Source organism: Chelatococcus sp. YT9 (assembly GCF_018398315.1).
In the GTDB taxonomy this organism is placed as follows: Bacteria; Pseudomonadota; Alphaproteobacteria; order Rhizobiales; family Beijerinckiaceae; genus Chelatococcus.
In genome coordinates this window covers 1,711,900-1,735,910 of record NZ_JAHBRW010000002.1, presented here as the reverse complement: position 1 = coordinate 1,735,910, position 24,011 = coordinate 1,711,900, and the positions used below count along the sequence as shown (strand labels likewise).

Genomic DNA, 24,011 nt, shown 5'->3' with positions numbered 1-24,011 from the left:
CCAGGAAGGCTCAAAATGCCGCGCTTGAATGACGATGCTCTCGACCAACTGTTCCTTACCGCGCGCACGGCGAACAAATGGCAGGACAAGCCAGTTGGGGAGGACGTCATCCACGCTCTCTACGATCTCCTGAAGTTCGGACCGACTTCAGCCAATTGTAGCCCAGCGCGCTTTCTCTTCGTCCACACGCCCGAAGGCAAGAAGCGCTTGAGCCCGGCCATGTCATCCGGCAATCACGACAAGACCATGGCTGCGCCCGTCAATGTCATCGTTGCTTATGATCCTCGTTTCGCCGATGAGTTGCCGTTCCTGTTCCCCCATCAGGACGCGCGGCCCTGGTTCGCCGCTCCGCAGGTCGCCCATGAAACCGCGTTCCGCAATGGTAGCCTGCAGGGCGCCTACCTGATTATGGCGGCGCGCTCGCTGGGCCTTGATTGTGGGCCGATGAGCGGCTTCGACGCGGCCAAGGTCGAGGCCGAGTTCTTCGCGGAAAACGGCTGGAAAGCCAATTTCATGGTCAATCTCGGCTATGCCGACCCATCGGGCACCATGGAGCGCCTGCCACGTCTGCCTTTCGATAAAGCCTGCGCGACGGTGTGACATCCGACAAGTGTCGAGGCTGTCGGCCTGAACCCCAAACCAGATTCCGGGGTTCCGAACAGGTGGGCTACAGCCGTGGCTGCGGTCGTCCGGCCAGCGCGATTGTCTGATTGACACTTTGTTCTAGCGATAGGACTTTCAGAGGGTTCAATCGACGAGGGAGCAGGCAGGGATCATGACACGGCATGTAGTGGCGGCGGCGCATGCGTCGTCCATCCTGCTCGATCGTGCGGCTTGTATCGCGAAGGCCTGTGCCCTCATCGAGGAGGCGGGTCGCCGCGGCGTCGAGCTGCTCTGCTTCCCTGAGACCTTCATCCCGGGCTTTCCCTACTGGATCAATCTCTATCCGCCTGGCCAGCAGTACGGCGTCCACGTCGACTATCTCAAACAGTCCGTGGATCTCTCAGCCGGGGATCTCGACCCAGTTCGTGACGCAGCGGCGCGCGCAAAGGTCACGGTGGTGCTCGGCATCAGCGAGCGGGCCGGCGGCACCATGTACAACGCGCAGGTGTTCATCGGCACGGGGGGGCAGCTACTCGGCAAGCATCGCAAGCTGCAGCCGACATTCGCGGAGCGCATGCTTTGGGGTCAAGGCGATGGCTCCACGCTCTCGGTGTTCGACACGCCTGCGGGACGGGTCGGGGGCCTGATCTGCTACGAGCACATGATGAATCTCGCCCGGCAAGCGTTGATCGCGCAAGGCATCGAGCTGCACTGTGCGAGCTGGCCCACCTTCGCAAGCAGTGCCGGGCGCGGCTCGGCCTATGATGTGACGGTGGAAACCATCATGCGTGCCCATGCGATCACGGGTCAATGCTTCGTCATCGTTGCGCAAAACCCCGTCACCGCCCAATATCTCGAGGCCATGGAGACTGCTCTCGGCCCCCAGCAGGTACTTGGTGTCGGCGGGGGATATTCCGCGATCTACGCACCAAACGGCGAAATCGTTGCAGGTCCTCACAAGGGAAGCGAAGAGACCCTCCTCATCGCGGAGATTGACCTCGACGCCATCGCGCGCGCCAAGGTGCTGGTCGACGCGGCAGGCCACTATGCCAGGCCCGGGGTGCTCGACCTCGTCATCAATCGGCGGCCCCCACGGGCATCATTGAAAGCGGTCAGCCGGGGACGTGAGGCGCAACGCGCCTCACGCGACGGATGCCTTCAGTCCAGCGGTCCGGCAGCACGTTTGACGGCTTCCATGACTATGGCCGGCGTAATCGGTTTTGGCGCGTCTTCAAGCGCAGCGCGGCTCTTGCCCATGATAAAGCGTCGCAGGCCCGGCGGCGTCGCCAGCGCTGCGTTTGCGAGGGCTACGCTGGCATCGACAGGCCATTCCGCTTCGAAGGCGCGGCGGCTCGGGCCATGCTGCACACTGAAACGCGACGATCCGCGTTCGATCCCGGCACGGAGCGCCGCTGTCCGCTCCCGGTCGATCTGCCGGCCGGCGATGACGACTCCATAGATTGCTTCGGCCTCCTCCGCAGTCAGCATTTCGTCCAGCACATCGCGCAACACCGCGTCTGGCGTCCGGTCGATCGGCGGCCCGAAGCCGCCGCCCGACGACGAAATCATCTGCAGAAGGTCCTTCTCACGAAGACGGAGGACCTTGATGCGGCCGATCCGCTCGGGAGCCGTCTCGGGATTGAGGGTCGTGACGCTGTTGCCGCCTGCGGTGCCGCCGAAAACGCCCCAGGGCTGAAAGCGGAAGCGGTCAAGTCCACGCACTGTGATGGTAACTTCCGGAGCCCGGCTTTCCAGCTCAATTGCGACAGCCGCGCCGCCCCGATAACAACCGTGGCCGAAGCTCGAGGGCACGAGTTCATGACGGCGCACGATGAGGGGCGTCTCTACCTCGACATGTTCGATAGGCGTGCTCTTGAGATAGCCGATCATTGTGTCGTTCGCATCGACGCCATCTGCTCGAACGCGCCCGCCCGAGCCACCGGAAAAAGGCTCTACGACGGCAACCCGGTTGCGCCCGGATGCCGGATCGACCCATGCGGACGAAATGATGCCGGCCTGCCCGGCACCGCAAGCCGCGATGCCGTTCGGCAAGGCTTGGTTGAGACAACCGATCAGCGCGTCATAGGTTCGCATGACAGCGACGAAGCGGTTGCCCATGGCAGCCGGATATTCGGCGTTCATCACCGTTCCCGGGGGAGCGTAAGCCTTGATCGGTCGCATGATGCCGCCGTTGATCGGGATATCAGGCTCCACCGTCTGGATGTAGTTGGTGAGACCGAGGCAAAGGAACGGATGCGTGCGGCTGCCAGTCGCAAAATTGAAGGCGGCATGCACTTGTGGCGACGAGCCGGAATAGTCCACCTCCGCCTCATCGCCCCGGACGGTGAGACGGCAGTGGATGTGAACAGCCGCCCCCGAGTCGTCCCCTTCGATATAGTCCGTGAAGGTGTAGGTGCCATCCTTCAAGGCGCTGATAACCCGTCGCGCTTTTATTTCCGTATGAGTCATCACATCTTCGACGCCGCGATGGAACGCCTCAATGCCGACTTTGTCGCAGAGCTCGTTGATGCGGAGATCGAGAAGGCGCATGGCCGCCATCAGCGCTTCGAGATCGCCCCAGACGGCATCCCCGATGCGCGAATTATCCTTCAGGATATTAACGACATCCTGGTTGATAACACCGGCCTTGACCAGCTTCGTTGGCCGAAGACGCAAGCCTTCCTGAAAACATTCGAAGAGATCAGGAGAAATACTTCCAGGAACAGCGCCGCCGATATCGGACGCGTGCACGAAAGACCAGGCAAAACAGGCAAGCTTGCCGTTCACAAAGATCGGCCGCGCGAGATGGATATCCATCATATGCGTGACGAGGCCCCAGGTACTGAAGGGGTCGTTCGAGATGAGCACGTCACCCGGCGCAAGCTCTTCCTCGGGGAAGTGCTGTGTCAGCCCGGAAATCGTCTGACCGCTTCCGGAAACCACGCCTGTCAACATGGGATAGGCAAAGAATTCGCCTGAGATGCGGGCTACCGCAACCTGGAAGTCTTGCGTCTGCTTCACGAAGGTCGTGTGTGCCGTGCGATAGGCAACCGTGGCAGCTTCCTCCGCGATCGCCGTGAAACGGTTCTTCATGATTTCCGTCTGGACGGGATCCATGGGGTCAGTCCTTCACGAGTTCGAGGTCGCCAAGCGCGCCGACTTGGGCGGCGTAGCCAGGAGGGACGAGGATGGTGGCGAGATCCTGCTGGATGATCGCGGGCCCAGCCCCCGCCCAGTGGGGTGACAGGTCACTCCAGGCGTAGACCGGCACATCCTCAAGCCAGCGCCCTCCCGATCTGACGCGCCGACGCTCGACGGCCTGCGGTTCCGTCCCCGCGCCCGCCAGCACGGCCGCCCCCGGCTTGGCCTGTCGCCCAACGGTGCGTACGCGCAACGTATCGATGCTCACAGGTGCCTCAGGATTGGCATGGCCGAACAGACGCTCGTGTTCGGCGTGGAATGCCGCGACAATGGCGTCAAGCCCATCCCCGGCCGACACGACCGCCGACAGGTCGATCGACAATGTGAAAGACTGCGCCGTATAGCGCATATCGGCGAGATGCATGAATTCCGTTTCCTTGACCTGCCCCTCGTGGCTTTGACGCTTCAGCCAGTCGCGCCCTTCCTCGGCCAGCACTGCGAAAATGCTGAAGACATCGGCGCGTGTGAGCGGCTGGCCCTGTACGGCACGCACCGCATCATGCACGAGATCCGACACGAGGCCGCCGAAGGCACAGAATACGGAAGGCAGGCGCGGGACCACCATCCGGCCGATATTGATCTCGCTGGCGAGGATTGGCCCGTGTACTCCACCGGCACCTCCGAAGATCATCAACGTCAAGTCTGAAGCGCCGACACCCAGCCGGGCGAGGAATGGAGAGATCTTCGCGAGCATGTTCGAGGTTGCGACATCGATCGCGCTTTCAGCTGCCGACACCACATCGGTGCCAAGCGCCTCCGCGACCGGTGCGAAAGCCTTCTCCGCCAAGGCGCGGTCAAGCGCTACGCGGCCGCCGAGGAGTCCCTTCGGCGAGAGGTAATTGGTGATGAGATAAGCGTCCGACAACGTGGGCGCTGTGCCGCCGAGACCGTAGCAGGCTGGCCCTGGCATGGAGCCGGCGCTGCGGGGCCCCACCTTCAGCACGCCGCCGTCCAGCCATACGATGGAGCCACCGCCGGCGCCGATCGCCTCGACGGCGGTGACCGGCATCATCAGCGGGAAGTCCCCGACCTCAGCCTGCGCCGTGATCATGGGCCGCCCGCCGTCTACCAGAGAGACATCCGCCGAGGTGCCCCCCATGTCGAATGTCAGGATGCGATCGACTCCGAGGTACCGCCCGAGCGTTTGCGCGGCCGTTACGCCGGCCGCAGGGCCTGACAGGAGCGTATGGATCGGCAGCTCGCGCGCCTCCGCTGCTGACATGATGCCGCCGTTGGACTTCGTAATGTAAAGCTTAGCGTTTGGATAGTTTTCCCCAAGAAAATCGTCAATATCCTTGAGATATCCCTCCATGAGGCGCTTCACATAGACATTGAGCAGCGTGAGCATCGCCCGTTCATATTCGGATTGCTGTGGCCAGACCTCGTGTGAGGCCATGACCTCGACATCCGGAAAGCGGTCGCGGATCAGCTCGAGGGCTTGCTTTTCATGGGCGGGGTTGCGGTGGGCATGCAGGAAGCACACCCCCATGGTGTTGAGGCCGCGCGAGACAGCCGTCTCCACGGCCGTGATGAGTTCCATCTCGTCCAGCGGCGCGTCTTCGGATCCATCGGAAAGTATTCGTTCCGATATCGCAAATACATTCTCCCGAGGGACAAGCGGAGTTGTGCGCCGATTGAACAGATCGACGGGCTTGTCGAGCCGCAGGCGCGCAATGCCCAGCAGATCCCGATAGCCCTTCGTCGTTATGAGCGCGATCGGCGGCTCTGACCGCTCGATGACAGCATTCGTACTGACGGTCGTGCCGTGAACCACGAGGATCGGACTGTCATAGGCCACGCCATATCGCGCAACGAGATCCTGGACACCCTGCTTCACCGCGTCGGCGAAATTCGGGCGGGACGTTGGAGCCTTATGGCTGCCGATATCGACATATCCGTCCCCCTCATCCTTCCAGATGGCAAAATCGGTAAACGTGCCACCAATATCGACGCCAATTCTCAGCATTCGTCCACTCTCGCCATTTGGCTAGTCACGGCATGCCTCAAAGTTGGGCATGCCAAATCCTGCACTTGACGACTAACCAACATTGCGTGCAGCATATTTGTCAATACCGTTGCTGTATATGGAACACTTCGAACCGAGGGGTCGATGAGTTCACTGGACAACGCGTTACGCATTCTCTCGCTACTGAATGCCCAGAGCCCTGTTCTGAGAGTGGGGGAGGTCGCCCGGCAGGTTGGCCTGCCCAAGACTTCCGTCTCACGGCTTCTCAAGGCGATGGGTGAGAGCGGACTGCTGGAGCGGGAAAGCGGAAGCTTTGGCTATATCGCTGGCCCTCGGGCGCTCGTGCTGGGGGAGCTTTATCTGGCGCAGCATGGCCTCTTGGCCGTAATGGAGCGCGTGTCCGACAAGCTGACAGATGAATTCGGCTTTGTCGGCTACATCAGCAAGCTTGAAAAAGATGGGTTATTCATAGTCCGCCGCAAGCATGGCAGCTATCCGTTGCGGCTCATTCGCGATGTGGGGCAGCATGCGCCCGCGTTCCAGACCGCCAGCGGCCGTGCACTACTTGCCCACCTACCAGAGGCAAGGGCGCTTGAACTGGTTGCGGCAGACCCTGTGTGGATGGGGCGCTCCGACGAGGTCCGCCGGATTCTTGCCGAAATCCGCGAACGCGGAGTGAGCCTTGCAATCAGCACCGGGACGCCAGGGGTCGCTGCGACCGCCGCCGCAGTCAGCCATGCAAACCAAGGGGAGATGTTTGCTTTCTCCATCTCCTATCCGATCGCAGCGACCAATGAGGCCATGCGGCTGGAGATGGCGCGCCGGGTCTGGGAAGAGGCCCAGGCCCTCGGGCGCAGTTACGGGGACCCATTGTGGGTGAGGCAAAGCGCAGGCCCGCCGGATTTCAGCCGGGCAGTGCGCTTGGCAGAGGAGCAATCCGGCGAAGTCCGGACCCTCGCGGGAGCCGAATGAGAGGGGATTGATACCATGACAAACAGCAAGTTTTCACGGCGTGGTGTTCTTCAGGGCGCGGGCGCTTTTGCGGCTGCTGGCACGATCGGTGGGTTCGGAACGACGCCAGCCAGCGCCGCAAAAGACCTCCGCGTGCTCATGGCTGGCGGCACATGGGGCGAGTGGGTCAACAAGACCTTCGCCGATCCCTTCGCGAAAGCGAGGGGCATCGAGTTCGTGTGGAAACATGGGATAGGCCAGGAGCCGATCGTCATGGCCCAGCGCGTTCGGCCTCAATGGGATCTCAGCCATTCCAGCCAGACCAAAGCCGGCCAACTGGTGGCCATGGGTCTCTACCGCCCGTGGACGGCGGACCGTATCCCCAATATCGAGAAAGTGCATCCTTCGTTCCGCTATGAGCAGCTCGTCGGCAAGTGCCACACGCCCTACGGGCTTTGCGTCAATACCAAGAGAATTACGAGGCCTATCGATTCCTGGCTCGACATGTGGGATCCCGCCTTCAAGGGGAAGGTGGCTTTTCCCGCTTGGAATTGGCAGGGCGAGGAAGTGTTCCATGCCATCAACATCGCCCTTGGCGGCTCCGTCGAGAATATCGAACCGGGCATTGCCAAGTTCAAGACACTGTTCAAAGACAACCAGTGCAAGATCATCAATAATGTCGAGCACACCAAGCAGTTATTGACGGCGGACGAAATTTGGATCGCTCCATACTTCGGCGCGCGGACCGAACAAGCGGCGGCGGCAGGCGCACCGGTCGAATTCGTGATCCCGAAAGAGGGCGGGCTGTCCTGGATCTGGAACATGGCGCTTGTCGCCAACCGCCCGAAGGATAGCCTCGAGCTTGCCGACGCATTCATGAACACGACGCTCGAAGCGGAAGCGCAAATCGCGTTTGCGCGGCTGACCGGCTACCCGCCGACGAACATGGAAGCGATGCGGAATCTACCCCCGGATCTCAAAAAACTCGAGCTCAGCGAAAGCGACGTGGAGCTTCTTGGAAAGCTGCAGCGCAATACTGACTACATGGCGATGTTTGCCTTCCGTGACCAATACGTCGAGCGCTGGAACAAGGAAGTGCTACAAGCGGCATAGCCGCATTTGCCGACCTGGCTGCGCGAAGTCTGCGCAGACCTTTTCCGATCTGCCTGTGGGCCGCCGTATCAGCGGCGCCGCGATGGGCGAATATTGCCCGGAGACACCGCCATATGCCTGTCCTCCAGCTCGAGAGTATCATCAAATGCTACGGCTCCGTCACCGCGCTTGGGCCCGTCGATGTCGAGGTGCACAAAGGTGAACTCCTCACGCTGCTTGGGCCGTCCGGCTGTGGCAAGACGACGACGCTCCATATCATCGCAGGGCTGACCCAGCCGACCGAGGGGCGCCTTCTACTGGGCGGGCGCGATATCACGCGTCTCGCGCCGCCCTACCGCGATATCGGGCTCGTTTTCCAGAACTATGCACTGTTCCCGCACAGGACGATCGCGGAGAACATCGCCTTCGGGCTGCGCATGCGTAAAGTACCGAAAGCCGACATCACGCGGCGGGTGCGCACGATGCTCGACGTGGTCGGCTTGCCGAATGTCGAAGACCGTTATCCTCATCAACTATCCGGCGGTCAGCGTCAGCGCGTCGCGTTGGCCCGCGCCCTGGTGATCGAGCCGCCGATCCTGCTTCTCGATGAGCCGCTGTCCAATCTCGACGCTCTTTTACGAAAGCGGATGCGCCTCGAACTCCGCGATATCCAGCAGCGTCTCGGTATGACGACGGTGTTCGTGACCCACGACCAGGACGAAGCCTTTGAAATGTCGGATCGCGTCATCCTGATGAATGCGGGCGGCATCGAACAGGTTGGATCACCTGAGGACCTTTATGACGCGCCGTCTACACGTTTCGCGGCCGAGTTCATCGGCGAGGCGAGCCTCATGGAAGGCGAAGTGGCCGGCATTGATGGTGACCAGGTCGTGGTCGCGGTCGATGAATTGCATGTCGCTGCCAGAGCCGTGCGGCCTGGCCTTAAGCGGGGCGGCAGAGCGGTACTGATGATCCGTCCAGAGCGGGTCGAACTTGCTGAGCCGGACACGCCGGGCACAATTGCGCTGCGGGTTGCGAAGCGCGTGTTCCAGGGGGACCGCATCCTGTTTGATCTGCGCACCGGTCAGGGGCAGTCGCTCCATTGCTCCGCTCCCAACCTCGAGCGCTTTCGCACGATCGAAACGGGCGTTCCCGTGCATGCGAACCTGAACGAATGCCGCGCCATCCCGGTCGACGCGCCATGATCCCGAGCGTGACATGAATCCGAGCCAGACATGACACGGAGCCTGACATGATCCGCGATCCCGAGGCCAGGACCGGTGCCTTCGCGAGCATCCTGCTGAGCCCAATCACCGTATTGTATCTGCTCTTTCTGCTCGCGCCGATAAGCTATTTTCTCGCCGTCAGCTTCTTCAAATATTCTCCCGCCGAGCTGTTCATTCCGGGGTTCACGACGGAAAACTACAGTCGTCTTCTCTTCGACAGCTATTACCGCAATGTCATCTACTCGACGTTCCGTATCGCCGCGGTGGTCACGGTCATCTCGCTCGTCTTCGCCTACGCGCTCGCCTATTTCCTGGCCCGCATGACAAGCGGCTGGCGCAGCCTGCTGATGTTCTTGATCGTCGCCCCGCTGATGACCGGCATCATCGTGCGCACTTATGGCTGGATCGTGCTGCTCGGCAGCGACGGATTGATCAACCGCCTGATGATGCTCGTCGGCCTCATCGCGGCTCCGGTGGAGCTCCTGCACCGCGAGGGAACGGTTATTGTCGCACTCGTTCACATCATGCTGCCCTATATGGTGTTTCCGATATTCTCCTCGCTGACGAGCCAGGATCGCCATCTGGTGCCGGCGGCGAGCACGTTGGGCGCTCGCCCCCTCCGTGCCTTTCTCGAAGTCACCTTGCCGCTCAGCCGCTCCGGTATCGTAATGGGCTCGGCCCTGGTGTTCACCCTGACGGCGGGCTCAGTTGTCACGCCGCAACTCCTGGGCGGGCGCGACGTCACCATGATGGGACAGACGATCTACAATCTCGTTCTGTCGACCTTCAATTGGCCGCTAGGCGCGGCGGTTGCCGCGCTGCTCGTTCTCACCCAGTTCCTGGTCATTTCTCTCTATTTCCGGAAAACACGCGGTGCACACTGATATTGAGACATCGCCACTGAGAAGAGAACCGGTCGCGCCGCAGGCGGTCGGTCAGCTTCCGGTCGAGCCGAAGATAGACCTCTTGCCGCTTGGGAGGCGGGCCTACAGCGTCCTGATCACGCTCCTGTACATCTTTCTGCTGCTGCCGATCCTGATCATAGTCTTCGCCTCGTTCAGCCCCGATCAACGCAATACCTACGCGTTGTCCAACGCCTCGCTGCATTGGTACAGGGAGTTTTTCGCCAGCAACAATTTTACGTCAGCTTTCCAGTTCAGTCTGTGGCTCGCGCTTGTTGCCGCGGTTCTGGCGACGATTATCGGCTTCATCACGGCTTATGGCATCGTCCGGTTCACCGGACGCGGCCGGAATCTGGCCCAGTCCCTCGTCATGCTGCCGATGATGGTGCCCCATATCCTGATCAGCCTGTCGCTCCTGTTGCTGCTGACGGTGTTGCCGCTCATGGAACTGTCCGCGCTGATCATCGGGCATGTGCTGATCTGCCTGCCCTTTACGATCGCCGGCATCATCGCAAGTCTGGAAGGTGTCGATCCTGATCTGGAGGCTGCTGCCTGGACACTGGGTGCGCCGCGATGGCGCGTCATGGTTGAGGTCACCCTGCCGCTTATCGCTCCTGGTGTGCTCTCGGCATTGATCTTTGCGTTCATCATATCATTCGGCGACGTCTATATTGCGCTGTTCCTGTCAGGTCCCGGGGTCACGACGCTTCCTGTTGAGATTTTTTCTTATATTCAATGGGAAAGCTCACCCGTCATCGCCGCGATTACCACACTGCAGATCGTTCTCATCGTGCTGTTCGGCCTTTTTGTCGAACGGCTGGTCGGGCTGAGGACGGCGATGCGCCTCTAGCTACCGTCCCCATCACAGAAGAAGGATGCAACCCGCATGAAAACCATCAAGATCGGCTCCATAACAGCCGACGCGCCAGGGCGCTATGAGGGAACACTTACGACAGGTATGATGCCCGACGGAGCGGCCGTCGATATACCAGTCGTGGTCATACGCGGCACGAGCGACGGCCCGGTTCTATGGCTGCATGGTTGTGTTCACGGCAATGAATATTGCGGGACATTTGCCATTCACACTTTTCTCAACTCGCTTTCGCCCGATGCGCTCAAAGGCGCGGTTGTCGCTTTGCCCATCCTCAATCTCTCCGCGTTTCGCAGCTTGCGGCGGGTAAGCCCTTTCGAGGGCTTCAACAACGGGGATATGAACCGGTGCTTTCCCGGCAATCCGGGCGGAGGCTTCACCGAGCAGGCCGCGGCCGCCATCTATGCGCCGCTCAAGGAGCACGCGACGCATCTCGTTGACTTCCACACGGCTTTCACCGCGACGACACGCTGGGCGCTCTACGCCGATCTCGACGGCGAGGTCGGCCGCGTCGGCCATGAGATGGCGAAAGCCTTTGGTTATGAGCACACCTTGCCGACACCGTCGGGCACGCTTGTCGGCTCCGCGATGATGACGGCCGGAGCCGATGGCATCCCGAGCTTCATCGTCGAGGCCGGGGGCCTCGGGCCGGCTTTTACGCGCGATCAGCTTAACGACGTTGCGGAGAGGCTGCGCAATCTCGGCCGCGCGATCGGGCTGCTCGACGGCCCGGTGACGGACTATGGCCCGCTCACGCTGTTCTCGAACTTCCACTGGGCGACGGCTCCGCGTGGCGGGCTGTTCCGGCCGAAGGTCAATTGCGGCGATCCGATCACCAAGGGCGATGTGGTCGGCAGCTATACCGACCAGTTCGGGGAGCCGAATGGCGATGTCCATGCCCCGGCTAGCGGCATCGTCCTCGCGCATAACCCCGGACCGATCATTCCACAGGGTGATGTGCTCATTCACATCGGTCTTGATCCCAGACAGGCATGAGGGCAGTCATGACGCAGGAAATCATCATTGGCTCGGCGCGCTCCTCGGAGCCTGGCAGGGTGACGGGCCGGCTGCATATCGGTGATGCGCCAGACGGATCGCCGGTCGAAATTCCCGTCGTGATCGTCCAAGGAGCCAAACCAGGCAAGGTCCTGTGGCTCCACGGGTGCGTGCATGGCAATGAATATTGTGGCACCTACATCATCCACGAGTTGCTTGGCGCGCTCGACCCCGCGCAGCTCGCCGGAACAGTGGTGGCTTTGCCGATCCTCAACCTTCCGGCCTTCCAGGCCCGTCAACGGACGAGCCCGTTTGAGCTCTATCACGGCGGTGACATGAACCGGCAGTTCCCCGGGGATCCCAACGGCACGCATACGCAGCAGATGGCTGCAAAAATCTACGAGCCATTAAAAAGATATGCCGACGTTCTGGTGGATTTCCACACGGCGATGACGCCTGATGTAAGCTGGGCCTTATATCCGAAGGTTGGCGGCGAGGTCGAGGCGCTATCGGAAAAGGTCGCACGCGCCTTCGGTCTGCGTGACACCTTGCCCGCTCCCCCGACGATCCTGAACGGCTCCGCGATGATGACCGCCGCCAAGGATGGCATCGCAAGCTACATCGTCGAATGCGGTGGCAAGATGCGTGGATTTACGGACGAATCCGTCACAGATTCCGTCGCAAGACTCAAGAATGTGATGATCGCTCTCGGCATGCTTGAGGGAACAGCGCGGGACCACGGCCAGCTCAATTATTTCTCGAACTTCGCCTGGGTGACGGCCACGCGCGGCGGCCTGTTCGAGAAAGCGGTTTCGTGCGGCGATCGGATCGAGGTCGGTACGGTTCTTGGCCGATACTATGATGCGTGGGGCAACGGCAAAGGCGAGGCAACGAGCCCGCAACCAGGGATCGTGCTCGCAATTCACCCCGGGCCAGTGATGGCGACCGGTGAGACCCTGGTGCATATTGGGCTCGATCCGCGCCAGGTCTGAGCGGCGTAGACTTGGCCCGGTTCTCAAGGCTCGCGCGGACGCGAGCCTTGCTCATTTGCAGAATTCGGCGCAGCCAGCCTGCCAGAATGGCTCACCTGCCGACAGTTGCGGCACGCTCGGGCGCTCCTTGCGGCCGGGCAGGTCGGAAGGTGTCGGGAGCACCCAGTCCCACCAGCCATGGGCGCATTGTGACCGCCAGGCCATCTGGTCGGAAATCGTGGTGCCTTCCCGCGCTAGCGCCGCATCCAGGGCGTCCACTGCCTGCCTGAGACGCGCATCGTGGACGTCGGTCTCCGCGTTTGCATAATCGTAGAACGCTTCCGTGAACGCTTCCATCTCCCGCGCGATATGGGGCCATTCGGCGCGGGCCAGATGCCAGGCGTCCATCCATTCGGTCACCACCGTCTCGACAGCCTCCGCTTTCGGCTTGTCCTTCACTTTGCGCGCGGTGGTCAGCATATGGCGCATCAGTTCAGCACGGGCGTGGGCATGGCGGGCGGTAAGTGCCGCCTCCTGCATCGAAACGATCGCCGCACTGGCTTCGCGCTGAAGGTCCTCGACAAGATGCGCCATGGTATTGTCCGTCCTCAATGCTATGCGGGATGTCTCAGGGCAAGGTCGCGATGAGCCGCGTCATCCGCTCAAACAGCTCGTGCGCCTCCACTTCGGCGATGACATGCGCGTTGGCGGGGCGCTTCAGGCGCCCGTTCCAATCGATGGTGGTGCGCCCGCGCATGGGTCCGTCCTCCGTGGCGATCGCCACATGGCAATCGCGGCCGGAGAACAGTTCAGGCCAGAGCAGATAGGCAATGACGCAGGGGTCATGCATGGGGTGGCCGACCGTGCCCAGGCTGCCGGGGCGTGGGCGGGTCAGCATGCCGTGAATGGAACGGCCGGCAGCCGTCCCGAGCATCGCGAAGCCCGCGATCTGCTCATGGGTCGCGATCGCCTTCAGGGTGACGCCAAGCCCCATCATGACGATCGGCCGCCCGCAGTCAAACACGATCGCGGCCGCATGGGGATCGACATGCATGTTGAATTCGGCCGCGGGCGTGATGTTGCCGAGGCCGATGGCGCCGCCCATCAGTACGATCCGGCGGATCTTCGGTAGAACGTCGGGGGCCAGCCGAAAGGCCAGGGCAAGATTGGTGAGGGGGCCGAGTGGACACAGCGTCAGCCCATCGGGCGCGGCGCGCAGACGCCCGATGATAGCGTCCACTGCGTGCCCCGCGTCCGCTTCGCGAGACGGTGGCGGTAGCCCCGACCCATCGAGGCCATCCGGCCCGCAGACAAATTCGGCGGTCTCGAGCGCGACGATAAGCGGCCGTTCGGCCCCGCGATAGACCGGAATGTCGGGGCGGCCGGCGAGATCCAGCACCCGCAAGGCATTCGCCGTCGTCTGCGCCACCGGCACATTGCCCGCGACCGTCGTGATACAGTCGAGCGCCAGCCGCTTGCCGGCGGCCACGGCGAGCAGGATGGCGACAGCGTCATCCTGCCCGGGGTCTGTATCGATGATGATGGTTTCGGTCACGGCTCGCGTCTCGTTGCAGGGGCGGGAATGGCCTCAGGCGGCGCGCGCGTTGCCGCTCATGATGAGATGGGTGAGGTCGTCCGCTGTCAGGTCCCCGAGCGGACGATCGACGAATTTCCGGCCCGCCCCCATGATGACCACGCGGTCGGCGAGCGCGACGACGTCGCGCATATTGTGGCTGATGAGGATGACGGTGTGACCGCCCGCCTTCAGCGTGCGGATGAGGTCGAGCACGAGCGCGGTTTCCTTCACGCCCAGCGCCGCCGTTGGTTCGTCCATGATGATGATGTCGGCATTCCAGCGCAGGGCACGCGAGATGGCGACGGCCTGCCGTTGACCGCCGGAGAGGCGCTCCACGGGGCGTGTCATGTCCTGAATGGCGACGGAGAGACGCGAGAGGTACCGGCGCGATTCCTCGATCATCTTGGCCTTGTCGAGGACGCGCAGAAAAGGCAGGACGAACGGGCGTGTGAGTTCCGAGCCCATAAATACGTTCTGGGCGATCGACAGGCGGGGCGCCAGCGCGAGGTCCTGATAGATCGTCGCCAGCCCGTGCTCCAAGGCATCATGGGGCGAGGCGAAGCGAACTTCCTTGCCGCGTATGGCCATCGTGCCGGATGTTGGCTCCTCGGCTCCCGAGATCACCTTGATAAGGCTCGACTTGCCGGCGCCATTATCGCCGCAGATGGCGACAACCTCACCCGCGTGGATATCGAGATCGACATCGCGCACGGCCACCACCGGGCCATAGCTTTTGCCAATGCCGCGGAGGGACAGGAGAGGAGAGGCGTTTGCCGCAGCATCGGTCATCGTCTTGCTCTCGGACCAGGGGGAATTGAAGAGATCGTGATAAGGAAGTTCGGCGGTTCGGCCACCCGCGTCGCCTTGTGACGCGGGTGGCGCAGCACCTTGTTACTTCAAGAACTGCTTCACGTTGTTCTTGTCGACGAGAACTGCGTCGACGAAGAGATACGGGCCGTTCGTCACGGTCTCCTTCGGCTTCTTGTCAACGACGATCGCCTGCACAGCGTCGACCGCCTGCTTGCCCATCTCTTCGAAGGGAATTGACACGCTGGCGACGAGCGTCGACTGCGGATCGGCGATGCGTTCGTAGGTCTCCTTGCCGCCGTCGACGGAGATCAGCGGAATTTCGCCCTTCTTGACGCCCTGCGCCTGCAGGAGATCGTCGATGATATAGGCCTGTCCGTCGAACGAGGCCCAGATGCCATTGATCTTGCCCTGGTTCTGCAGCAGCAGAGCCTGCATGCCGGCGCGTACGTCATCCCGCCAGCTCTGCGTGCGCGCCATGGAAAACTTGCCGAGTTCCTTCACGCCCTGGTTCTCGGAAAGGACGACGTCGAGGATCTTGCCACGGATGCGCGACGCGATGTTCAGGTCGAAACGGGCTGTCACGATGTTGCCCTGGAAACCGAGCTGGCCGAGCAGGTAAAGCGCCGCCTCGGCCCCGATCTTGTACTCATTGCTCTGAATATCGAACAGTGCATGGGGACTGACGCCGGACTGCACTGTGATGACAGGGATGCCGGCGTCCTTGGCGGCCTTGAACTGCGCATCCGCCTCGACCGGCTTGCCCATGGCCACGATGATGGCATCGACTTTCTTCGCGATGAGCGCGTCGAACTGCTCGGCGTGTTTCGGAAGCGCGCCCTCGGAATTGAGCAGCGTGACGTTCCAGCCCTTTTCCTTGGCGGCCGCGGCCGCGGCATTGGCGACGCGGGCATGTGTTTCCGAGGTGAACTGGAAGCCTATGATCCCAAGCTCAAAGGCCTGGGCGGCCTGCCCGAGCACCAGCAGTGCAGCAGCGGATATAACGAGTTTCTTCAATCCAAACATCTGTGGTCCCCTCACTCTTACCTTGTTGTCACTTTTCTACTCAACTGAGTTGTGTATTCAGACTTTGAATGCGGCCTTCTTCATGGCACTCGCCGAGAAAGCGACAGAGCCGATGATGATGATACCGAGCACGATGTCCTGGACGTAATAGGGAGCGCCCAGAAGGACGAGCCCGTTGCCGAGTACCTTGAGCACGATGGCGGCAAAGACGGTGCCACCAATATTGGGCTTGCCGGGCTCGAACATCGTCATACCAAGGAGGACGGCCGCAATGGCGTAGAGAAGATAATCACCGGCCATGTTCGGGGCCGCCGACGACAGGTTGGATGCAAGGAGCACGGCCGTGATGCCGGCAAAGAGGCCAGACAGCAGCAGACCGATGCGTTTCATGCGTGCGGTCGCGATGCCTGCCAGGCGCGCGGCCTCGTCAGCCTCGCCGGTCGCCACCATGTGAGCGCCCGTCTTGGTCCACTTGATGAGGCCGTAGGCGAACAGCGAAACGCCCGCAAGCCACAGCACCAGATTGGGCAGGCCGAAGGTCGTCCCCCGTGCGAGACCTGTGAAGCCGACAGGCCAGCGACCGACGAAGGCAACGCCCTGGGTGATCATGAAAGCGAGTCCCTTGGCGACCGCCGCCGTTCCGAGCGTCATGATCAGGGATGGAACGCGCAGCCGCGTCACACCGAAGCCGTTGATGGCGCCAAGCAGCGCGCCGCACGCAAGGGCGGCCGCGACAGCGGCGAGCGGCGGATACTGAGCCTGCACGAGCCAGCCCGCCACCACCGCAGACAGGCTCGCCATTTCGGCGATTGACAGATCGAGTTCCGCCACTGTGAAGGCGAGCGTGAAGCCGAGCGCCAAGATCGCGAGAAAGCTCGTGTCCTTGATGACGTTGACGATATTGACCGGTGTCGCGAAATTCGGCGCGAAGATCACGAAGAAGGCGATCAGGATGACCCCGGCGATCGCCGTGCCATAGCGGCCGACGACTTCACTCAAGATGGCCCGGCGGCTTTGGGGCGACTGCACGGTCGTCACGCTCATTGTCGTCACTCTCCACGGGCGATCGTCGAAATCGGCGAAAGAATCTCTATGCCGCCTGTAATAGGGATCAGCGCGCCTGTCACGAAGGCTGCTGCCGGCGATAACAGGAAAGCAATGACTTCGGCTACATCTTCCGGCCGCCCGAGACGGCCGAGCGGGGTGCGAACCGCCGCGCCCGCGACAAGGCCATTGAACTGGGCGGCGAAGCCATTGCGCACCATTGGCGTGTCGATAATGCCAGGCGCCACCGCGTTGACACGAATTCCCTGCGGACCGAGTTGCTGAGCCATGCCTCGCGTCAATGTGGCGACCCCGCCCTTCGCCGAGCCATACGCCAGGTTGGCGCCGCCGTTGGAGTGGGCGATCGACGAGATATGAACGATCGCGCCGCCGTCGCCTTGGGCGACGATCTGCCGGGTGACGGCTTTCGAGATGCGAAATACCGCCGAGAGGTTGATGTCAACGAGTTTGTCCCACTCATCATCGTCCATCTCGACCATCGGCACGGCGCGCGAGGCGCCTGCGCCTGTCACAAGATTGTCAATCCGCCCGAGGCGTTCCACAGCGAAGGTGACGAGTGCGGCGGGCCACTCCCGGTCCTGCACGTCACCGGCCAGAAAGACGGCTTCGCCGCCCGCCTGATCGATGCTCCGCGCCAGCGCCTCAAGGCCATCGCCGTCGCGGTCGGAGAGGACGACCCTGTGACCCGCACGGGCGAGCAGATGGGCGAGGGTGCTGCCGATGCCGCCGGCGGCTCCGGTGATGAGCGTGACGGGAGCGGTCATGATCAGTCCGCCTTCCTGTTCTCATAGGCGCGCACGAAAGCCTGTGCTCGCGCCGGCTCGACAGCGTTGAGCGTCTGCCGGTCCTTCTTGATCGACGTGCCGACGATGAAGATGTCGGCCACCTCGGCGAGCCGTGCGATATTCTCTTCCGCGACGCCGGTACCGACGGCCACGGGCGTGTCAGGGACCTGTCGCGCGACGCGCTCAATGAGCGAGACATCAGCCTCCTTGCCCGCGGCTGGGCCGCTGACGCAGACCACATCGGCGAGGCCGATGAAAACGGCACCCGATGCCTGCTGCTCGACGGGGCGGGTATCGACATTGATTGAGAAGCCCGGCGTGACGTTGCAGATGATGCGGATGTTCTCGGCGTCCAGATTAGCGCGCAGCCTCAGCGCACGGGCACCATCGGGGGTCATCGTTCCGATGTCCCCGACGAGCGAGCCGGTGAGGAAGGCACGCACGAAACGCCCACCCGTGGCGTGCGCCACCGCGATCGAGGCCGGCGGATCGATCAGCATGTTGACGCCATGCGGCAGCTTCGTCTGCGCTTGGCATTCCGCGATCACGTCGGTCATCGCCGTGATGACCTCGATCGGCATGTTCGCCTCGTAAGGCATGTCGGATTCGTTCGTGTAAAGAAGCGCACTGAAGCCGGCGTCCTCGAGGATCTTTGCTTCCTCACGGGCCTGGGCCACGATCTTGCGCATGCCGCCGGAGCGATCGTAAAGCGGCGTACCGGGCAAGGCGAGGGTATGGACGCAGCCGATCAGCAGGTGATCGAGGCCATATTCGTCGCGAACGAGGGTCTTCATGGGGATGGATCCTTAGTATCAGTCAGAGGTGATGCATGAACGCCCGGCAGCGTCTCGGACTGACGAGAGAGGGCTGCGAGGTCACGCGAAATGGGGGCAAGCGCCTGCTCGCTTTGCCTGAACAGGGCGAACAACCGACTATAGATCGCTGTGCGGGCCGAAACCGGCTCGTGACGGCTCGCGACGGAGACGAGAGCGTCCTGCGCTTCGGCCAGGGACGCGAAGCGGCCGAGACCGGTCCAGGCCACGATCGCGGCGCCAAGCAGGCCAGGTTCCTTGGATGTGCCGACGACGACCGGGCGGCCACAGACATCCGCTTTGATTTGCCGCCACGCTGGGTTCGCAGCCGCTCCGCCGCCGAAGCGGATTTCCCGGACCTTGAGGCCGGCTGCCCGCTCCGCTCTTTCGAGCACGATGCGATTGAGAAATGCGATGCCCTCCAGCACGGCCCAGGCGACGTCGGTGGCACCGTGCTGGCGATTGAGGCCGACCAGCGCGCCGCGCAAGGTCGGGTCCCAATAGGGCACGCGCTCGCCCTGCAGATAGGGCAGAAAAACAAGCGGCTGCGGATGCCGCCGCCCGGCCAGCAAGACGTCCATCGCCTTGCCGACACCGGAATAATCACCGTCGATCCGCCCAAGCAGCGAGAGCAGCCAGGCCACCGTGTCGGCGCCATTCTGACTCGGGCCGCCAAGCTGGTGAAGGCCGCGCCAATCGACCGTCAGGAGACCTTCCGCCTCGGCTGGCGTCTCGCTGATGAGCCCCAGCACCTCTGTGGTGCCGGAAATGTTGTAGGCATAGCCTGGGCGCAGCGCGCCGAGCCCGGCCGCGGCCGCCCAGGTGTCGCTGGAGCAGCAGAACACCGGGACCCCGGCAATCTGATCAAGCGGTGACGGGAGGCCATCGAGAACGCGACCGACCGTATCGCATGGCTCGATCGCGCGCGGCAAAAGGGTTGTGGGCGCGCCAATCGCGGACAAGAGATCCGCGCCATCAATAGCTTCGGCAGAGGCCATGAGCCTAGCCATGGACACCGGATCCCCCGCCTGCACGCCGGTGAGGCGAAAGTTGAGGTAGTCCTTGGGCTCAAGAACACGGGCGAGGCTACGGAAGGTCGCTTCCTCCTGCTCGCGCAGCCAGGCGAGGCGAGCAAGCGGATGGAAGGCGTTGATCTTGGCCGTCTCGGGATGAGCGCCCGGGAGAGAGCCCTGCAGGCGTTTGGCTGTTGCATCAGCCCGTGTGTCCTTCCAGGTCATCGCCTGCCGCAGCTGGCGGCCGTCTCGCCCCAGGAAGACCTGCGTGCGCGTGACGCCGCAGATGGCAATGCCGGCGACTCTCGCGAACAGGAGCGGCTCCTCATCGGCCAGCTGACGGCAGGCCTCGGTCAGGGTCTGCCACCAATCGTTCGCGTCGATCTCCGACCAGCCGAGGCGGTCGATGATCGTCGGCCCGAAAATCGCGCTCTCGGCGTGGGTTGTGCCCTTCGCATCGATGAGAGCGGCGCGGAAGCTCGTGCCGCCAAGATCAAAGGCGAGGACGACGCTCATATCGTCCCTCGTAGGGTGTCCTGCATGTCGGTATCTACCTGTCGACGAATGGTGAAGCGGTAGATATCACCTCGAACGAGGTTGTCGCTGACTTCAATAACCGCTCCCTCGCGATCGCGGGCCACGCGATGCGAGCGGAACACCGCACTGCCTACGGGGATGTCGAGAAGATCGGCGTCCTGTGCCCCGATCTGGCAAGGCTCCAGGGTTTCCTCGATTGTCGCGACGCGGATGCCGTTGTGTTCCGCAAGAAGTCCATAGAGAGAGGCGTTCTCCAGCATCCCCGCCGTGATGCCCTTGACGACGGACCGGTCGAGCAGGGAGCGCTGCAAGACGGCGGGCTGCCCATCCAGCTTGCGCAGACGGGTGAGTTCAACGACGCCGGCTCGGGTCATGGGGAAACCGAACAGCACCGTATCCGCAGGGGTCGCGGCGCGCGTTTCCATGGCAACGACATGGGTGGTGGGAATGCGGCCCGCGAGGCGCGCCTCGGTGTGAAAGTCGACGATGCTGCCAAGATTCTTGGCGATGTGGGGGGGTCTGTAGAAGGTGCCTTTGCCTTGCCGGCGCTCGATAAGCCCCTCGTTCTCCAGTTGCTTCAGAGCGGCGCGGATCGTGGTGCGGCTCGCGCCATAACGCTGACAGAGTTCATTCTCCGACGCTATGGCGCGCGTCACGTCGCCGGTCGCCTCGAGGCTTCCTCGCAGATCATGCGCGATTTCCTGATAGCGGATCAACAGACGGCCCTCTGAATTATTTCAAGCATAAAAGATACAAATTCAATACAAGTCAAGAGGCGATCTGAGCCGTTTCGATGATCACCCTGCGGGGGAAGCTGCTCATAGGCGCTTGATGGCCCTTGACGGTCCGGCCCGCTTGGGGCAAAAAATTACCGGAACGTAATTCCGGTTTTTTCATGCGCACTGCTGTCGATCGAATCTTTGATCTCTTGGGCGCTCTCACGGAGCGGGCCGCCGGCGTATCGCTGCAGGAGGCGGCGCAAGCAGCGCATTTGTCCAAGCCGACGGCCCATCGGCTTCTGACCGACCTGATCGGCCGCGGCGTCGTCCGCCAAGACAAGGCAAGCGGCAACTACGCCTTGACGTTGGAGCTGGCACTTATTGCCTTCAAGCAACTGGGCGAACTCGGCTTCCTCGACATTTGCCAGCCGACGCTCGACGAACTGGCGGCGCTCTCGGGCGAACTGGTGCGGCTCGCCTGGCGTGACGACGATCGTCTCGTCATTCTGAGCGAAGCGCAAGGCGCGAAACCGGGCTTACGTTTCGACGCCAATCTCGGCCGCCCTGTGGTGCTGCACACAATGGCGGCCGGCAAGGTTTTCCTGGCTTCGCAACCTCGCGCGGAGGCGCTGCGTCTCGTGCGCAAGCAGGGGCTGATGGGCAGCCCGGATACAGGCCCCAACGCCATCCAGTCCGAGGACGAGCTCGCACTTGAACTGTCCCGCGTGGAACGCCAGGGCTATGCCCTTGCCTACGACGAAGGCGACCTTGGCGCCGCGGCCATTGCCGTGCCGATCCTCGATCCGAAGACGCATGTGTTTCTCGGCAGCATCGCCATCGTCGGCCCGACCGTCCGGTGGACCAAGGCCAAGCTCAGTGAACTGGCCCCACCCTTGAACGAAGCGGCGGCGGCGATTGCCGGCAAAGCGGCCATCGCTCCCTTCTGCCGCCGTATCGCTGAAGCCAACACACGGACATCAAGGGCGGCGGGATAATGGCAAACCGGAAATTCCCCACCCTCGCCATTATGACCGCCGTTGGTCTTGTCCTGGTGTGGGAAGGGGGCGTCCGGGCGCTCGACGTTCCCGCCTATCTCCTGCCGTCTCCCAGCTTGATCATCAGAAGTATGGTGACCAATTGGGCGCATGTTGCTGACAATGCGATCCCGACAACCGTCAACATGGTCGGTGGATTCCTTTTGAGTGCGGCCGTCGGCGTTCCGCTTGCCATGGCGCTCGCCTATTCCGCCCTGTTCGAGCGCGCCGTCTATCCGATCGTGGTCTTTCTGCAGATCGTGCCGAAGATTGCGATTGCGCCTTTGTTTATCATCTGGTTCGGCTTCGGGACGATGCCGAAACTGCTGCTGGTCTTTCTGCTGACGTTCTTTCCGATCATCGTGAATGCGGTTGTGGGCTTCAAGACGGTCGATCCCGGCATCATGGAATTCGCGCGCGCCACTGGCGCCAGGGGCCTGCGAACCTTCATGCGGATCCAGTTTCCGAGCGCGCTGCCTTCCATCTTCACAGGCCTCAAGGTCGCTGCCGCGCTAGCCTCGACGGCGGCGGTCGTCGCGGAATTCGTCTCGTCCGACAACGGACTTGGCTATCTCATCATTACTTACAACGGCCAGTTGATGACGGCGATGGTCTTCGCGACGATCCTTGTTCTTGGCGTCATCGGTCTCGCATTTTACTATCTCATCGAGATACTTGAAAAGATTGTTCTTCCTTGGCACGTCGCAAGACTGAGCCACGGCACATAGACGCATATACCATAAGAAGACGTCGATAGCTCGAAAGCGAGCTTCAAGTGGGGAGGATTTGGCATGACGATGAAGCGTATCATAGGCATTGCTGCAGGTTTGGCAGCATCAGTTGTGATCGGGCTTGGAAGCGCCTCGGCCGCTGACAAGGCGAGCCTCAGGCTTAATTGGCAGCTTCTTGGATTTCACGCCCCGTTTTACTATGGCGTGGAGAAGGGTTTCTACCGCGACGAGGGTATCGATCTTACCATCAACGAAGGGCGCGGTGGTGCAGCGACCGCGCAAGCTCTCGGCGCCAACAGCGACACCTTTGGTATTGTTGACGCCGGCACCGTCATCGTGAGCGTATCGAAAGGTATTCCGATCAAGACCGTCATGTCGCTGATGAACAGCGGCATCTTCGCCGTCGTCGCCCGCAAGGATGCCAATATTCAGACGGCGAAGGATCTTGAGGGCAGGACGATTTCCATCACCGCGGGCGACGCTCTGACTGCTCTGTTTCCCGCCGTCGTGGCGGCCAATAAACTAGATGCCAGCAAGATCAAGCTGGTTAATGTCGATGCCGCGGCGAAAGTCGTGGCTGTGCTGGAAAAGCGCGCTGACGCGACGCTCGGCAGTGTCGATGCCCAGTCCTTCGTGATGGAGGCACAAGGCGTGCCGGCCTCCGTGCTCTCCTTCGACGATTTGGGCGTCCAGCTGGTTGGCCTCACGCTCGTCACAAATGACCAGACGGCCGCGAAATCGCCAGACCTTGTGAAGCGCTTTGCCCGCGCGACGCAGAAGACTTTCACTGAGGCTGCCAAGGACCCGGAAGGTGTCGTCGCCGCCGCTCTCAAGAGCAAGCCGGTCCTCGATGCCAAGATCCTGCGCCAGCAGATGGATGTCTCGCTTGCGAAGATGGAATCACCCAATACGAAGGGCAAGCCGATCGGCGTTGGATCCGAGGCTGACTGGGCCAATACGCTCAAGCTGCTGAAGACTTACCAGGGCGTCGAGACCGACAAACCCGCAAGTGCCTTCTTCACAAACACCTTCGTCGAATAACACGGCCATGGCGCCTGCACATATTGCGCTCGCGGATGTGGGCAAGACCTTCATCCGCGGCCTTCAGCAGACCGTCGCGCTGCAAA

22 protein-coding genes and 1 pseudogene are annotated in these 24,011 nt (G+C 62.1%); 12 read left to right on the top strand and 11 right to left on the bottom strand.

The genetic code is table 11. The features are described 5' to 3' along the window. The first annotated feature begins 15 nt into the window (after positions 1-15). Together KIO76_RS27860 and KIO76_RS31220 are read left to right on the top strand one after the other, a co-directional pair. A complete protein-coding gene (locus tag KIO76_RS27860) occupies positions 16-600 on the top strand; it encodes a malonic semialdehyde reductase (protein ID WP_213326811.1) in 585 nt (194 codons plus the stop codon). A 175-nt stretch (positions 601-775) separates the two neighbouring features. After that, a pseudogene (locus KIO76_RS31220) lies at positions 776-1,612 on the top strand (carbon-nitrogen hydrolase family protein); the annotation flags it as partial. A 149-nt stretch (positions 1,613-1,761) separates the two neighbouring features. On the opposite strand, the gene KIO76_RS27855 reads toward KIO76_RS31220, so the two are convergent. Continuing rightward, positions 1,762-3,720, bottom strand: a complete 1,959-nt coding sequence (locus KIO76_RS27855; RefSeq protein WP_213326810.1) for a hydantoinase B/oxoprolinase family protein — start codon at positions 3,718-3,720, stop codon at positions 1,762-1,764. A gap of 4 nt (positions 3,721-3,724) precedes the next feature. Continuing rightward, the gene (locus tag KIO76_RS27850; protein WP_213326809.1) at positions 3,725-5,770 is read right to left on the bottom strand and encodes a hydantoinase/oxoprolinase family protein; all 2,046 of its coding nucleotides are present in this window, start codon (positions 5,768-5,770) and stop codon (positions 3,725-3,727) included. Positions 5,771-5,914: 144 nt separating this feature from the next. On the opposite strand from KIO76_RS27850, the gene KIO76_RS27845 reads away from it, so the two are divergent. The 7 genes from KIO76_RS27845 (at position 5,915) to KIO76_RS27815 (ending at position 12,800) form a co-directional block, all read left to right on the top strand. Next, positions 5,915-6,742: an IclR family transcriptional regulator gene (locus tag KIO76_RS27845; RefSeq protein WP_213326808.1), complete on the top strand. Its 828-nt coding sequence runs from the start codon at positions 5,915-5,917 to the stop codon at positions 6,740-6,742. A 15-nt stretch (positions 6,743-6,757) separates the two neighbouring features. Continuing rightward, positions 6,758-7,834, top strand: coding sequence for an ABC transporter substrate-binding protein (locus tag KIO76_RS27840; RefSeq protein ID WP_213326807.1), 1,077 nt, complete (start codon positions 6,758-6,760; stop codon positions 7,832-7,834). 113 nt (positions 7,835-7,947) lie between these two features. After that, positions 7,948-9,018: an ABC transporter ATP-binding protein gene (locus KIO76_RS27835; RefSeq protein WP_213326806.1), complete on the top strand. Its 1,071-nt coding sequence runs from the start codon at positions 7,948-7,950 to the stop codon at positions 9,016-9,018. A gap of 47 nt (positions 9,019-9,065) precedes the next feature. Next, positions 9,066-9,923 (top strand): ABC transporter permease, encoded by an 858-nt coding sequence (locus tag KIO76_RS27830; RefSeq protein WP_213326805.1) that lies wholly within the window; start codon positions 9,066-9,068, stop codon positions 9,921-9,923. Continuing rightward, positions 9,913-10,791 carry an ABC transporter permease gene (locus tag KIO76_RS27825; protein WP_213326804.1) on the top strand — a complete coding sequence of 293 codons (879 nt, stop codon included), beginning with the start codon at positions 9,913-9,915 and terminating at the stop codon, positions 10,789-10,791. The genes KIO76_RS27830 and KIO76_RS27825 overlap by 11 nt, the downstream gene beginning before the upstream one ends. Before the next feature lie 36 nt (positions 10,792-10,827). Continuing rightward, positions 10,828-11,808, top strand: coding sequence for a succinylglutamate desuccinylase/aspartoacylase family protein (locus KIO76_RS27820; RefSeq protein WP_213326803.1), 981 nt, complete (start codon positions 10,828-10,830; stop codon positions 11,806-11,808). Positions 11,809-11,816: 8 nt separating this feature from the next. Then, a complete protein-coding gene (locus KIO76_RS27815) occupies positions 11,817-12,800 on the top strand; it encodes a succinylglutamate desuccinylase/aspartoacylase family protein (RefSeq protein ID WP_213326802.1) in 984 nt (327 codons plus the stop codon). A gap of 51 nt (positions 12,801-12,851) precedes the next feature. Here KIO76_RS27815 and KIO76_RS27810 read toward each other — a convergent pair whose 3' ends face one another. The 9 genes from KIO76_RS27810 to KIO76_RS27770 form a co-directional block, all read right to left on the bottom strand. Next, a complete protein-coding gene (locus KIO76_RS27810) occupies positions 12,852-13,373 on the bottom strand; it encodes a hypothetical protein (protein ID WP_213326801.1) in 522 nt (173 codons plus the stop codon). 34 nt (positions 13,374-13,407) lie between these two features. Further along, a complete protein-coding gene (locus KIO76_RS27805) occupies positions 13,408-14,334 on the bottom strand; it encodes a nucleoside hydrolase (RefSeq protein WP_213326800.1) in 927 nt (308 codons plus the stop codon). Between the two features lie 33 nt (positions 14,335-14,367). Continuing rightward, the gene (locus tag KIO76_RS27800) at positions 14,368-15,144 is read right to left on the bottom strand and encodes an ATP-binding cassette domain-containing protein (protein ID WP_213326799.1); all 777 of its coding nucleotides are present in this window, start codon (positions 15,142-15,144) and stop codon (positions 14,368-14,370) included. A gap of 102 nt (positions 15,145-15,246) precedes the next feature. After that, positions 15,247-16,188, bottom strand: coding sequence for a sugar ABC transporter substrate-binding protein (locus KIO76_RS27795; RefSeq protein ID WP_213326798.1), 942 nt, complete (start codon positions 16,186-16,188; stop codon positions 15,247-15,249). Between the two features lie 57 nt (positions 16,189-16,245). Further along, positions 16,246-17,232: an ABC transporter permease gene (locus KIO76_RS27790; protein WP_213326797.1), complete on the bottom strand. Its 987-nt coding sequence runs from the start codon at positions 17,230-17,232 to the stop codon at positions 16,246-16,248. 5 nt (positions 17,233-17,237) lie between these two features. Then, positions 17,238-18,017, bottom strand: coding sequence for an SDR family NAD(P)-dependent oxidoreductase (locus tag KIO76_RS27785; protein WP_213326796.1), 780 nt, complete (start codon positions 18,015-18,017; stop codon positions 17,238-17,240). Positions 18,018-18,019: 2 nt separating this feature from the next. Further along, complete coding sequence (locus KIO76_RS27780) at positions 18,020-18,832, bottom strand: BtpA/SgcQ family protein (protein WP_213326795.1); 813 nt, start codon at positions 18,830-18,832, stop codon at positions 18,020-18,022. Next, entirely contained in the window at positions 18,829-20,379 is a 1,551-nt protein-coding gene (locus tag KIO76_RS27775; RefSeq protein ID WP_213326794.1) for a xylulokinase, read from the bottom strand. The genes KIO76_RS27780 and KIO76_RS27775 overlap by 4 nt, the downstream gene beginning before the upstream one ends. Then, positions 20,376-21,116 (bottom strand): GntR family transcriptional regulator, encoded by a 741-nt coding sequence (locus KIO76_RS27770; RefSeq protein WP_213326793.1) that lies wholly within the window; start codon positions 21,114-21,116, stop codon positions 20,376-20,378. The genes KIO76_RS27775 and KIO76_RS27770 overlap by 4 nt, the downstream gene beginning before the upstream one ends. 179 nt (positions 21,117-21,295) lie before the next feature. Here KIO76_RS27770 and KIO76_RS27765 point away from each other — a divergent pair, with 179 nt between their 5' ends. From KIO76_RS27765 to KIO76_RS27755, 3 genes are all read left to right on the top strand, one after another. After that, positions 21,296-22,114, top strand: coding sequence for an IclR family transcriptional regulator (locus KIO76_RS27765; RefSeq protein ID WP_213326792.1), 819 nt, complete (start codon positions 21,296-21,298; stop codon positions 22,112-22,114). Next, positions 22,114-22,881, top strand: coding sequence for an ABC transporter permease (locus KIO76_RS27760; RefSeq protein ID WP_213326791.1), 768 nt, complete (start codon positions 22,114-22,116; stop codon positions 22,879-22,881). The genes KIO76_RS27765 and KIO76_RS27760 overlap by 1 nt, the downstream gene beginning before the upstream one ends. Positions 22,882-22,944: 63 nt before the next feature. Next, positions 22,945-23,925: an ABC transporter substrate-binding protein gene (locus KIO76_RS27755; RefSeq protein ID WP_213326790.1), complete on the top strand. Its 981-nt coding sequence runs from the start codon at positions 22,945-22,947 to the stop codon at positions 23,923-23,925. Positions 23,926-24,011: the final 86 nt, after the last annotated feature.